Here is a 13,316-nt window from a genome sequence, read left to right as displayed (position 1 = left end):
TAAACAGTATTTATCATAGAAGAAACACTTTAATTACAGGAGGAAAAAAACATGAGACAGATCAATGTATTAGAAGGAAAAGTAGTAGCACCAGAAGGAATGAAAGTAGGAATTGTTGCTTCAAGATTTAATGAGATTATTGTTAATAAACTACTTGGTGGTGCGGTAGACGGGCTGGTACGCCATGGCGTGGAGGATGAAAACATAACGGCAGCATGGGTACCGGGAGCATTTGAGATTCCGACAGCAGCTTCTAAAATGGCGGCATCCGGAAAGTATGATGCGGTGATCTGTGTGGGAGCAGTGATCCGTGGAGACACGACGCATTATGATTATGTCTGCAATGAGGTATCCAAAGGGATCGCACAGGTCGGACTTGCAACCGGAGTGCCGGTATTATTTGGTGTGATCACGACTGAAAATATCGAGCAGGCAATTTCAAGAGCAGGAAGTAAAGGCGGAAATAAGGGATATGACTGTGCACTTTCTGCAATCGAAATGGTAAATCTTCTGAGACAGATGTAATTTCCGGCTGACGGTTACAAAAAGAATCCTGTTTTCCGGCAGAAAAAGGGCAGATGCCGGGATTTACTGGACATTTATGCAGGAAAAAGGTATCATATCTGATAAGAGAAATCTGTAAAAGAAATAGTAAAGTTTCAATTCAGAGATAATGAAGGAGAAAATGAATTATGTATACAGCATCATCTGAGAGATATGATACCATGGTATATAACCGTTGTGGGAAAAGCGGGCTTTTGCTGCCGGCAGTTTCTTTAGGACTTTGGCACAATTTTGGAACCAATGCGGATCCGGAGAATATGAAGGCAATGTTGAGGACAGCATTTGATCTGGGAATCACCCATTTCGATCTTGCGAATAACTATGGACCGGAATACGGAAGTGCTGAGACGAATTTTGGGAAGATTTTAAAAGAAGACTTTGCACCATACAGGGACGAGATGATCATCAGTACCAAGGCTGGCTATGATATGTGGCCGGGACCTTACGGGAACTGGGGAAGCAGGAAGTATCTGATCGCAAGCCTTGACCAGAGCCTGAAGAGAATGGGGATGGATTATGTAGATATCTTCTATCATCACAGAATGGATCCGAATACCCCACTGGAAGAAACCATGGGAGCACTCGATTCCATCGTAAAGAGTGGGAAGGCACTTTATGTCGGAATTTCTAACTATGATGGTCCGACAATGGTACGTGCAGCGGAGATTCTGGAAGATCTGAAATGTCCGTTTGTCATTAACCAGAACCGGTATTCCATTTTTGACCGGACGATTGAACAGAACGGCTTGAAAAAGACGGCGAACCAGATGGGAAAAGGAATCATTGCATTTAGTCCGCTGGCACAGGGGCTTCTGACAGATAAATATCTGCACGGAATACCGTCAGACAGCTGGATTGCTGTGGATGGAAGGTTTCTACATGCCGATGCATTGACGAAAGAAAAGCTTGCGCAGATCGAGGCTCTGAACAAGATGGCAGGTGAGAGAGGACAGTCTCTTGCACAGATGGCACTGAGCTGGATCCTGAAAGATGAGGATGTGACCAGTGTGCTGATCGGAGCGTCCAGACCGGAGCAGATCATTCAGAATGTGGAGATTGTGCAGAATACGAAGTTCACCCGGGAAGAACTGAAAAAGATCGATCAGATCAGCAGGGGCAATCTGTAAGTGAAACCTGTGCGAAGAAATTATTTGCAAAGGACGCAAAGGAAATATTGAATAAATGATTGACAGGAAGCAGCCATTGTGTTATTATAGTCCATGGTTGCTTCAGCAATCAACAATTTCATATAGGGGATTGGTCAAATGGTATGACAGGAGTCTCCAAAACTCTTAGCGGCAGTTCGATTCTGTCATCCCCTGTAACTTGAAGGACTCAGTTTGAGTCCTTTTTTTATCTAATGGACCAAGTGCGGAATGGTGATAGCGCAAGTCCAAATCAACTCTTCATTTCCAAAACAAAATAATCATCCCGCTAGATATATATATTCGACATAGTCACTATACATAGTGCATAAAAATAAAAGAAAATAATTGTAAAAAATGCCAAAAATTCAACTGCACAAAAGCACAAAATCCGTCAAAAAAGAATCTCGAATGCTACAAACTAAAAAAAGTGTCAAAAAATAGAAGTAAAAACAGCTAAAGAAAATAAAAGAAAAACAGATGAAGATAGTGAAAATAGATAAAAAAATTGGTTTTTTTACTGTACAATCTACAAAAGCTGAAAATATTGACAAAGAAAAAGTGTGAGCGTAATATAAGCATGACTTTTAGAGGACGCTCTGAAAAGTACTATAAAATAAGAATAAATAAAACGAAAGGGAGGGAGCGATACGGAACATTTAACAGAGACTCTGTTAGAAGAGCTGAACTGCGAGACAGTGTTTACGATCCCGATATTCGGCGGAATACCGGTAAAAGAGTCGGTCGTAGTTACCTGGATCATCATGGCGGTAATCGTAGGACTTTGTATCATATTTGTCCGAAGCTTGAGCGTCGAAAATCCGGGAAAGGTTCAGCTTTTATTGGAATCCGCAATAGGAAAAGGACTGGACTTCTTTGAAGACATCATGGGAAAAGAAAACAGGAAATATATTCCGTATCTGATTACAGTGCTTATCTATATTGGGATAGCCAATATCATTGGTCTGTTCGGATTTAAGTCACCGACAAAAGACCTCAATGTAACAGCAGCACTTGCGATCATGAGTATGTGCCTGATTGAATTTTCCGGAATCCGGAAGAATGGATTTAAGCATTGGGCGGCGCATTTTGCAAAGCCGGTACCATTCGTAGCACCAATTATGGTTCTGGAGATTGTGATCAGACCATTATCACTTTGCATGCGTCTGTTCGGTAATGTATTGGGAGCGTTTGTTATCATGGAGCTTTTAAAAGCAGTGGCTCCGGTTCTTATCCCGATACCATTTAGTTTTTACTTCGATATTTTCGATGGATTCCTGCAGGCATATGTATTCGTATTCCTGACAGCACTTTTCATGAATGAGGAGCAGGAATAATCCCGAAATGACAGAAGAAACACAAATCTATAAGAAAAAAGGAGATTAAGATTATGTTAGTAGCAATTGGAGCAGCAGTAGCAGTTTTAACAGGTTTAGGAGCAGGACTTGGAATCAGCCTTGCAACAGGTAAAGCAGTAGATGCGATCGCAAGACAGCCGGAAGCAGAAAGCAAGATCAGCAAGAACCTGATCCTGGGTTGTGCACTTGCAGAGGCAACCGCTATTTACGGTTTCATTATCGGACTTCTTATCATCTTAATGCTGAAATAAGAAAAGTAAAATGAAGAAAGGCAGGTGGGACAGGTGATACAGTTTAATGTAAGCCTTCTCTTTACGATCATCAACCTGATTGTCTTTTATCTTTTGCTGAAAAAATTCTTATTCAAACCAGTAATGGGAATTATGGAAAAACGTGAAAAAATGATTGCTGACGGACTGAAAAATGCCAGTGATAGTCAGGAAGAAGCGGCGAGACTGAAAGCGGAATATGAAAAGGCTCTGGAAGGAGCAAAGGCAGAATCCATTCAGATCGTGGAAAAAGCTAAGAAAACTGCAGCCGGAGAATCAGAGCGTATCCTTCAGGAAGCCAATACGGAAGCCGTAGGAATCCTGAAAGATGCCAGAAAGACGATTGAAAATGAACGCAAACAGACCATGAATGATCTGCAAAGTGAGATCGCAGGACTGGCAATGCAGGCAGCACGTAAGATTGTGGATGACACAAAAGGAAATCAGGATATATATGATCAGTTTCTGAAAGGTGCAGGTGATGCTCATGTCAATGAAGAGGTTAAATAAAGAGTATTGCTGTAGCCCTTCGGCAAAACAGTATGCACATGTTTTGTATGAGCTTGGAATTTCAAAAGAAGCGGTAGGAGAGACTGAAAAGCTTTTTGAAGAAGTACCGGTGCTTGAAGAAACATTTGCAAGTCCGGTGGTACCGATGCGGGAAAAATTAAGTTCGATCGACAAGATTTTCCCGGAAGAAATAAAAAACTTTCTCAAGGTTGTATGCCGTAATCAGAGAATGAGCGAGATCAGTCAGATTCTTTTTGCTTATGACAGATACTGTAAAATGCAGGAAGGAATCCAGATGGCAACGCTTACCTGTGTGGAAGCACCAGATGAAAAGCGGCTTGAGAAAATCAGAGAATTTCTTTGTGAGAAGTACCATAAGACAGATGTGAAGATCGAGATAGTCAAAGATCCGGCATTACTTGGTGGATTTATCTTAAAGACCGGTGATGATGAATATGACTGGAGTCTGAAAGGAAGATTATCGAGATTAGAGCAAAAATTGACCTGGAGGTGAACAAAGTGAGTTCAATTAGCTCAGATGAAATTATTTCTATTCTGAAAAATGAAATAGAGAACTTTGATCAGATCAGTAAAGACAGCGAGGTCGGTACGGTTGTCTCTGTCGGTGACGGAATTGCAAATATCTATGGAATAGAGCATGCAATGTACGGAGAAATCGTGACATTTGAAAATGGACTGAAAGGTATGGTTCAGGACATTCAGAAAGATACGATCGGCTGCATCCTGTTCGGATCAGATGTAGAGATCAAAGAAGGTACGAAAGTGATGCGTACCAAAAAGAAAGCCGGAGTACCGGTTGGCGATAAATTTATCGGACGTGTCGTAAATGCACTTGGAGCTCCGATTGACGGAGCGGGAGAAATCGAAGCAGAAGATTACAGACCGATTGAAAATGAAGCACCAGGAATTGTAGACCGTAAATCCGTCAGCGTTCCAATGGAAACAGGAATCCTTTCTATCGATTCTATGTTCCCGATCGGACGTGGACAGAGAGAGTTGATCATTGGAGACCGTCAGACAGGAAAGACTTCCATTGCTACAGACACGATTTTGAATCAGAAGGGTAAGGATGTCATCTGTATCTATGTAGCAATCGGTCAGAAAGCATCAACGATCGCAAAGGTTGTCAATACTTTTAAAAACGGCGGCGCAATGGATTACACCATCGTAGTAGCATCAACAGCAAGTGACTGTGCACCGCTTCAGTATATTGCACCATATGCAGGAACCGCGATTGCAGAACATTTCATGCATAAAGGAAAAGATGTCCTGATCGTTTACGATGATCTTTCAAAGCACGCAGTTGCATACCGTGCGCTGTCCCTGCTTCTTGGACGTTCACCGGGACGTGAAGCTTATCCTGGAGATGTTTTCTATCTGCATTCAAGACTGCTTGAGAGATCAAGCCGTTTAAGCGATGAAATGGGAGGCGGTTCGATCACAGCACTTCCAATCATCGAGACACAGGCAGGAGATGTATCTGCATACATTCCGACCAACGTCATTTCCATTACAGATGGACAGATCTTCCTGGAAAGTGATCTGTTCTTCTCAGGAATGAGACCGGCGGTTAACGTAGGTCTTTCCGTATCCCGTGTTGGTGGTGCAGCACAGACAAAGGCAATGAAGAAGGCAGCCGGAAGTATCCGTATCGATCTTGCACAGTATCGTGAGATGGAAGTATTCACACAGTTCAGTTCCGATCTGGATGCAGCAACAAAGGAACAGCTGGAATATGGATCTGGTCTGATGGAACTTCTGAAACAGCCACTCGGACATCCAATGTCCATGCATGAGATGGTCATCACCCTCTGCGCAGCACGAAATAAAGTGCTTCTGGGAATTCCGGTAAAAGAGGTTAAGAAATTCCAGATGGATATGCTGAATTATTTTGCAACAGTTCATCCGGAAATCAGTGAAGAGATTGAGCAGACAAAGGCTCTGTCCGATGAACTGGCTGCAAAGATTGTGGAAACAGCGAAGGAATTCAAAGACAGCAGGTGTTAATATGGCAAATATCAGAGAAATACAGACTCGAATCAACAGCGTCAAAGATACGATGAAGATCACGAACGCCATGTATATGATCTCGTCTACCAAGATGAGACAGGCGAAGAAAAAGCTGACAGATTCAGAGCCGTACTTTTACGGACTTCAGGGAGAGATTTCCAGAATCCTGAGGCATATTCCTGAGATCGAGCACCGGTATTTTGATGTGCGGGAAGAGATTCCAAAAGAGAAACGAAAGATAGGTTCCATTGTCATTACTGCGGATAAAGGACTTGCAGGAGCTTACAACCACAACATTGTCAAGGTGGAGGATGAGATCCTGGAGGAACCGGGAGAGCATAAGCTGTTCGTAGTCGGTGAGCTTGGCAGACACTATTATGCGAATAAGGGTGTGGAAATTGACACCAATTTCCTCTATACTGTGCAGAAACCGACCATGCACAGGGCAAGAGATATCGCGGAAGTGATTCTTTCCCAGTATGAGAGAGGTGAACTGGACGAGGTCTACATCGTTTACACCAGAATGGAAAATTCGATGCTGACAACGGTTGAAAAAATGAAGATCCTGCCGCTTGAGAGATCTTCATTTAATGAAATGAAAATGCCGCTTAACATCCATAGAGAGGCGATCGCGCTTTATCCATCAGCAGAGGCTGTTCTGGACAGCATCGTACCAAACTACGTGGTTGGTATGATCTATGGATGTCTGGTAGAGGCATATGCAAGCGAACACAATGCGCGAATGACAGCAATGCAATCAGCAACAGACAGCGCGCAGGAAATCATCAAAGATCTTTCTATTATATATAACAGGGCAAGGCAGGCTGCGATCACACAGGAAATTACTGAGGTTTGTGCAGGTGCCAAAGCCCAGAAACGGAAAAGGAAGTGAAAACAGGTATGAATAAAGGACGTATTGTACAGGTCATGGGACCAGTTGTTGACGTTGTATTTGAAGACGGAAATCTGCCGTGCATCAAAGATGCCCTGCAGGTGGAGAACAACGGAAAAACCTGTATTATGGAAGTTGCGCAGCATCTGGGAAATGATGAGGTTCGTTGTCTGATGCTGGCAGCAAGTGAAGGACTTTGCAAGGACATGGAAGTAACCGCTACCGGTTCTGGAATTAAAGTACCGGTTGGAGAGCAGACCCTTGGACGTCTGTTCAACGTACTTGGAGAAACCATCGACAATGGCGAAGAAATCAAAGAAGATACCGAACACTGGGTGATCCACAGAGATCCGCCTTCATTTGAAGACCAGAGCCCGGTTGTAGAAATCCTGGAAACCGGAATCAAGGTTATCGACCTGCTTGCACCTTATGCAAAAGGTGGTAAGATCGGTCTGTTCGGCGGTGCCGGTGTAGGTAAGACTGTACTGATCCAGGAACTGATCCGTAACGTAGCCACAGAGCACGGCGGATATTCCATCTTTACCGGTGTTGGAGAACGTTCCCGTGAAGGTAACGACCTCTGGACAGAAATGAAAGCATCCGGAGTTCTGGATAAGACAGCCTTAGTGTTTGGTCAGATGAACGAACCACCTGGAGCACGTATGCGTGTCGCTGAGACAGGACTTACAATGGCTGAATATTTCCGTGATAAAGAACATCAGAATGTGCTTCTTTTCATTGATAATATTTTCCGTTTTACACAGGCAGGTTCCGAAGTATCCGCACTTCTTGGACGTATGCCATCAGCCGTAGGTTATCAGCCGACACTGGCAACTGAAATGGGTGAACTGCAGGAGAGGATCGCATCTACAAAGAATGGTTCTGTCACATCCGTACAGGCTGTTTATGTCCCTGCCGATGACCTTACAGACCCGGCACCGGCAACTACATTTGCTCATCTGGATGCAACAACCGTACTCTCCCGTAAGGTTGTAGAACAGGGTATTTACCCGGCAGTTGATCCACTGGAATCTAACTCCCGTATTCTGGAGGCGGATATTGTCGGAGAAGAACATTATGAAGTTGCAAACCGTGTAACAGAGGTTCTGCAGAAATACAAAGAGCTGCAGGATATCATCGCAATTCTTGGTATGGAAGAGCTTTCCGATGAAGACAAGGCAACGGTTATGAGAGCAAGAAAGATTCAGAAATTCCTCTCCCAGCCATTCTTCGTTGCAGAGACATTTACCGGAGTTCCGGGAAAATATGTACCTCTGAAAGAGACGATCCGAGGATTTAAGATGATCCTCGACGGAGAAATGGATGAGTATCCGGAGAATGCATTCTTCAATGTAGGAACGATTGATGAAGTCATCGAGAAGGCAAAGGCTGAAAAAGCAGAATAGAGGTGCCAGGTATGGATACATTTGGACTTAAAATCATTTCCAGTGACCGGGTATTCTATGAAGGACGTTGCAGAAAGATGATCGTGCCGGTACCGGACGGCGGTGGAATGGAAATTCTTCCGCACCATGAAGATATGGTGATCGCTGTGGTGATCGGTGAGGCAATGCTTCAGTTTGAAGAAGGCGAATGGGTGAACCTTGCGGTCGGAGCCGGATTCCTTGAGATCGTCAACAACCGTGTGACGATGCTGGTGCAGACGGCAGAGAAACCGGAGGATATCGATGCCAGACATGCCCAGGAGCAGATGGAGTATGCAGAAGAAAAGCTTCGCCAGAAACAGAGTATACAGGAATATTACCGGACACAGGCTTCGCTTTCAAGGGCGATGAACCGGTTGAAGGTGTCGAAGCGAAAAAAATGGTAAATAGGAAACAAATTTATGTGGAAGCGCGTAATCTACTACAGATTGCGCGCTTTTTCAATACGGAATTTTTGACAAAATTTATTGGGAAAAATGGTACAATCTTTTACAAAATAAAAGTTCCGATACAGGGTAGTTTGTGGTAGAATATATAACAGTGTGCGTGTACTGAGAAAAAGGATTTTGAGGTGTTCAAATAGAGTGTATTTCATCATAGAAGGAGCAAAAACGTGGAAAAAGAGGAGCTTACGCAATTATTTAATTTCTTTCGGGAGATTGATAAGGAAAAATTTATTGGAAGGCAGACATATCTGACGGATGGGGTGCGTAAGGAGAATGACGCGGAGCATGCGTGGCATATGGCAATCATGACGGTTCTGCTTGCGGGATATGCCGATGAGAAGATCGATGTTCTTAAGACAGTGACGATGCTTTTGATCCATGATATTGTAGAAATTGATGCGGGGGATACCTATGCCTATGATGAAGATGCGAAGAAGACGCAGAGAGAACGGGAAGTGAAGGCTGCGGACCGGATTTTCGGACTTCTTCCGGAAAAGCAGGGAAAGGAATTTCGGGCGCTCTGGGAGGAATTTGAGGCACAGGAGACTGCTGAGTCGAAGTTTGCCCGGACGATGGACAATATCCAGCCGATCATGTTAAATGCGGCTACAGACGGCAAAGCGTGGGAGGAACACGATGTTCATATTGAACAGATCCTGAACCGTAACCGGAATACGGCAAAAGGCTCAGAAGCGATCTGGGAGTATGCGAAAGAAGAATTCTTAAGACCGAATCTGGAAAATGGCAAGATAAAAAAATAACATAAAAAAAACAAAAATCCCCCTTTTCATTTTCGTGAATATGGGGTATCATATACTACAGAGCGCAAAATATAGTGGAGAAACTTAAAAGTGACACTATATTTTGTGGAGCGATGGAACAAAGTTAGGAGAAAGTTGGGATGGATTTGGAAGTAAAGACGAGAGTAATCAAAAGAAACGGTGAGGAAGTAGACTTCCGGCTGGAGAAGATTGTGAATGCGATCAAAAAAGCGAATGAAGAGGTTGAGAACATCCACAGGATGAATGACTTTCAGATCATTGCAATTGCGGAGAAGATTGCACAGCAGGCAGAGGAATTTACGCATGCAGTGAATGTGGAGGACATCCAGGATATGGTTGAGACCGGCATTATGGAGATGCGTGGTTATGAGGTTGCCCAGAAGTATGTCCGCTATCGCTATAAGAGAGAATTAACCAGAAAGTCGAATACAACGGATAACGGAATTCTTGCATTGATCGATCATATGAACGAGGAAGTAAAGCAGGAGAACTCCAATAAGAATCCTGTGATCAATTCTACACAGAGAGATTACATGGCAGGAGAGGTCAGCAAGGACCTTACCAAGAGAGTCCTTCTTCCGGAGGAAATCGTCCGTGCACATGAAGAAGGAATCATTCATTTTCATGATATGGACTATTTTGCGCAGAAAGAGCACAACTGTGATCTGATCAACCTGGAGGATATGCTCCAGAACGGAACTGTCATCAGCGAGACGATGATCGAGAAACCACATAGTTTCTTTACCGCGTGTAATGTGACCACACAGATCGTTGCACAGGTTGCAAGTAACCAGTATGGCGGACAGTCATTTACGCTGTCACATCTTGCACCATTCGTAGATGTAAGCCGTCAGAAGCTCCGCAAGAGTGTCATTGAAGAAAGAATAGAATCCGGAGAGGTTCTGGATGATGCGATCATCGACAAGATCACAGAGAGAAGGCTTCGTACCGAAGTACAGAGCGGAATCCAGACGATCCAGTATCAGCTGATCACACTGATGACCTGTAACGGACAGGCACCTTTCGTAACGGTGTTTATGTATCTGGATGAGGTCCCGGAAGGAAGAACCAGGGATGACCTTGCGATGATCATCGAAGAAGTGATGAAGCAGCGTATGCAGGGTGTTAAGAATGAAAAGGGTGTATGGATCACACCGGCGTTCCCGAAGCTGATCTATGTACTGGATGAAGATAATATTACCGAGGATTCCAAATACTGGTATCTGACTGAGCTGGCTGCAAAATGTACGGCAAAGCGTATGGTGCCGGATTATATTTCTGCAAAGATCATGAAAGAACTGAAAAACGGAGATGTTTATCCGTGCATGGGGTGCCGCTCATTCCTTACCGTAGAAGATTCCCAGAGAAATGCAGACGGAAGTCATAAGTTCTATGGACGTTTCAATCAGGGGGTTGTAACGATCAACCTGGTTGACGTGGCATGTTCAGCAGAGGGCAATATGGAACGTTTCTGGGAAATCCTGGATGAGAGACTGGAGCTTTGTCACAGAGCACTCCGGTGCAGACATGAACGCCTTCTCGGAACCGTTTCAGATGTTGCACCGATCCTGTGGCAGAACGGGGCACTTGCCCGTCTGAAAAAGGGTGAGACGATTGACAAGCTGTTATTTGACGGATATTCTACCATTTCTCTTGGCTATGCAGGACTTTATGAGATGTGTATGCGGATGCTTGGCAAATCCCATACAGATCCGGAGGCGAAGCCATTTGCACTGGCAGTTATGCAGCGCCTGAATGATAAATGTAAAGAATGGAAAGAAGCAGAAAATATCAGCTATTCCGTATACGGCACACCGATGGAATCTACCACATACAAGTTTGCAAAATGTCTGCAGAAGCGTTTCGGAATCATTCCGGGCGTTACAGATAAGAACTATATTACCAACAGTTATCATGTACATGTTACCGAAAAAATTGATGCGTTCAGCAAATTGAAATTTGAATCGGAATTTCAGAAGCTTTCACCGGGTGGGGCGATCAGCTATATCGAAGTACCGAATATGCAGACCAATATTCCGGCGGTACTTTCCGTATTACAGTACATTTATGAGAATATCATGTATGCAGAGCTGAATACCAAGAGTGATTTCTGTGAAGTCTGCGGCTATGACGGAGAGATTAAGATCATCGAGGACGAGACCGGAAAGCTGGTATGGGAATGCCCGAACTGTGGCAACCGGGATCAGGATAAGCTCTTTGTAGCGAGAAGAACCTGTGGATATATCGGAACCCAGTTCTGGAATCAGGGAAGGACCCAGGAGATTAAGGACAGGGTACTGCATCTGTAAGGATGGAAATGTTTTTGAAAAAATAGTGAGAAGATATAATAAAGGACACGGCTTTCGCTTGGCGAAGCCGTGTCCTTTATTATAAATTATTTAAAATTAATTGGATAAACGTCTTTTATCAAACCATCCTGGTCATAAGAAAAATAGATTTTTTCGACCATTTTTTCTTTATTAATCTTAAAAGTCACAAGAACTGTTTCAGAATCATCTGTTTTGGAGTCAAGCGAAATATCTTTTACAGATATTTTGGTATTATTAACAGCTGCCTCTGACAGATAGGTCTGACCATAGGTTGAAACAAAATATTCTAATCGTCCCGTTTCAAAGTATTTTCCTACAAGTTTGTTCCAGTTTTCGAGAATTTTCTCAGAATTAACGGAAGCATTTTCAGAATCTGCCGTGCTATTCTCACCGATTACAGTAGAAGAATCCAAAGAATACAAGTCATCATTTGGTGCAGTGAACATCGCATTGAGTACTGCTTCAGCTTCCGGACTTACGGCTGATTCAGATGCTTTTTTGGTTGAGCAGCCAGTAAGCAGAATAAACAAAAGTAACAGAATAAAATAAATTTTTGGCGTTGCTTTTTTCGTCATGAGAATCCCTCCTTTGCTTGTGGGGGCAGTTAAAATAGTTTTCCTGCCATTGGATTGATCTACCTTTCACATTTTGGGTGTTTATAAGTATAGTATAATGGAGCTGGCTGTAAAACGCTAATATTATTTTTACAAAAAGGCAGTTGCTTGGGCGAATGTATGCGGACAAATCATAGCAGCACTTATCACAGCATTTGGAGGAGTCAAAAGACCGCCGGAGCGGTTGGAATCGTACTTTATCGGAGGACAATAGTAGTTGATTTTCAGGTGTGATTTGCTATAATTGATAAGAAGAGTAAGAATGGACAGCAGAGTAGTACTGCTATAATGAGAAAAAGGGAAGTATAAAGATATGAATTACGGAACAATCAAAAATTACGATATCGCAAATGGAACCGGCGTCAGGGTCAGCCTTTTCGTATCCGGCTGCCGGCATCATTGCAAAGGATGCTTCAATTCCGAGACCTGGGATTTCAATTACGGCAATCCATATACCAAAGAAGTAGAAGCAGAGATCCTCGAAGCACTCAAACCGGCATATATCCAGGGATTTTCTCTCCTAGGCGGCGAACCCTTCGAGCCGGAGAATCAGAAAGAACTCGCAGGACTCCTGCAAAAGATCAAAGAAAGCTACCCGGAGAAAAATGTCTGGTGCTACACCGGATATCTCTATGATGTAGACCTCATCCCCGGCGGAAAAGTCTACACCGAATACACTGACAAGATGCTCGCCTGTATCGATACCCTCGTAGACGGCGAGTTCATCGAAGCCGAAAAAGATCTCACCCTGGAATTCCGCGGAAGCCGCAACCAGAGAATCCTTCACCTTGATGAAATCCGCCAAAATGCGAAAAACTAAAATAATTCATTGACAAAAAAAGACCACTGTGATATTGGTATGCTCCCCGTCAAGAGGACAATAAAAAATAATAAATTTTTGTATCGTCAGCCATGCTATGGCTGGCGATA

14 protein-coding genes and 1 tRNA gene are annotated in these 13,316 nt (G+C 43.5%); 14 read left to right on the top strand and 1 reads right to left on the bottom strand.

The features are described from left to right. Window positions 1–51: 51 nt before the first annotated feature. The 13 genes from ribE (at window position 52) to nrdD (ending at window position 11,751) form a co-directional block, all read left to right on the top strand. The gene (gene ribE, locus AB5213_RS13155) at window positions 52–525 is read left to right on the top strand and encodes a 6,7-dimethyl-8-ribityllumazine synthase (RefSeq protein ID WP_008374369.1); all 474 of its coding nucleotides are present in this window, start codon (window positions 52–54) and stop codon (window positions 523–525) included. A 167-nt stretch (window positions 526–692) separates the two neighbouring features. Next, entirely contained in the window at window positions 693–1,691 is a 999-nt protein-coding gene (mgrA, locus tag AB5213_RS13150; RefSeq protein WP_368276810.1) for an L-glyceraldehyde 3-phosphate reductase, read from the top strand. Window positions 1,692–1,815: 124 nt separating this feature from the next. Then, a tRNA-Trp gene (locus tag AB5213_RS13145) sits at window positions 1,816–1,886 on the top strand. A 449-nt stretch (window positions 1,887–2,335) separates the two neighbouring features. Further along, complete coding sequence (locus AB5213_RS13140; protein ID WP_172676473.1) at window positions 2,336–3,046, top strand: F0F1 ATP synthase subunit A; 711 nt, start codon at window positions 2,336–2,338, stop codon at window positions 3,044–3,046. 53 nt (window positions 3,047–3,099) lie between these two features. Next, window positions 3,100–3,318, top strand: coding sequence for an ATP synthase F0 subunit C (gene atpE / locus AB5213_RS13135; RefSeq protein ID WP_008374373.1), 219 nt, complete (start codon window positions 3,100–3,102; stop codon window positions 3,316–3,318). A gap of 33 nt (window positions 3,319–3,351) precedes the next feature. Next, the gene (gene atpF, locus AB5213_RS13130; protein ID WP_117557023.1) at window positions 3,352–3,846 is read left to right on the top strand and encodes a F0F1 ATP synthase subunit B; all 495 of its coding nucleotides are present in this window, start codon (window positions 3,352–3,354) and stop codon (window positions 3,844–3,846) included. Next, the gene (gene atpH, locus AB5213_RS13125; protein ID WP_330586662.1) at window positions 3,830–4,360 is read left to right on the top strand and encodes an ATP synthase F1 subunit delta; all 531 of its coding nucleotides are present in this window, start codon (window positions 3,830–3,832) and stop codon (window positions 4,358–4,360) included. Before atpF ends, atpH begins: the two co-directional genes overlap by 17 nt. A gap of 5 nt (window positions 4,361–4,365) precedes the next feature. Further along, the gene (atpA, locus tag AB5213_RS13120) at window positions 4,366–5,874 is read left to right on the top strand and encodes a F0F1 ATP synthase subunit alpha (RefSeq protein ID WP_022220892.1); all 1,509 of its coding nucleotides are present in this window, start codon (window positions 4,366–4,368) and stop codon (window positions 5,872–5,874) included. Window position 5,875: 1 nt separating this feature from the next. Beyond that, window positions 5,876–6,769 carry an ATP synthase F1 subunit gamma gene (gene atpG / locus AB5213_RS13115; protein ID WP_008374377.1) on the top strand — a complete coding sequence of 298 codons (894 nt, stop codon included), beginning with the start codon at window positions 5,876–5,878 and terminating at the stop codon, window positions 6,767–6,769. A gap of 8 nt (window positions 6,770–6,777) precedes the next feature. Beyond that, window positions 6,778–8,175 carry a F0F1 ATP synthase subunit beta gene (atpD, locus tag AB5213_RS13110; RefSeq protein WP_022220893.1) on the top strand — a complete coding sequence of 466 codons (1,398 nt, stop codon included), beginning with the start codon at window positions 6,778–6,780 and terminating at the stop codon, window positions 8,173–8,175. An 11-nt stretch (window positions 8,176–8,186) separates the two neighbouring features. Then, complete coding sequence (gene atpC / locus AB5213_RS13105; RefSeq protein WP_055156446.1) at window positions 8,187–8,600, top strand: ATP synthase F1 subunit epsilon; 414 nt, start codon at window positions 8,187–8,189, stop codon at window positions 8,598–8,600. 227 nt (window positions 8,601–8,827) lie between these two features. Beyond that, window positions 8,828–9,421, top strand: a complete 594-nt coding sequence (locus tag AB5213_RS13100; protein ID WP_008374380.1) for an HD domain-containing protein — start codon at window positions 8,828–8,830, stop codon at window positions 9,419–9,421. A 140-nt stretch (window positions 9,422–9,561) separates the two neighbouring features. Then, a complete protein-coding gene (gene nrdD / locus AB5213_RS13095; protein WP_008374382.1) occupies window positions 9,562–11,751 on the top strand; it encodes an anaerobic ribonucleoside-triphosphate reductase in 2,190 nt (729 codons plus the stop codon). Between the two features lie 86 nt (window positions 11,752–11,837). Here nrdD and AB5213_RS13090 read toward each other — a convergent pair whose 3' ends face one another. Beyond that, window positions 11,838–12,347, bottom strand: coding sequence for a hypothetical protein (locus AB5213_RS13090; RefSeq protein ID WP_211133670.1), 510 nt, complete (start codon window positions 12,345–12,347; stop codon window positions 11,838–11,840). Between the two features lie 352 nt (window positions 12,348–12,699). Between AB5213_RS13090 and nrdG the strand changes: the two genes are divergently transcribed. Continuing rightward, window positions 12,700–13,206: an anaerobic ribonucleoside-triphosphate reductase activating protein gene (gene nrdG, locus AB5213_RS13085; RefSeq protein WP_022220109.1), complete on the top strand. Its 507-nt coding sequence runs from the start codon at window positions 12,700–12,702 to the stop codon at window positions 13,204–13,206. Window positions 13,207–13,316 lie beyond the last annotated feature (110 nt).

This window comes from Coprococcus sp. RTP21204st1_G4_RTP21204_210225 (assembly GCF_040915385.1).
GTDB classification, from domain to species: domain Bacteria; phylum Bacillota; class Clostridia; order Lachnospirales; family Lachnospiraceae; genus Allocoprococcus; species Allocoprococcus comes.
This window is presented reverse-complemented; position numbering and strand designations above follow the sequence as displayed.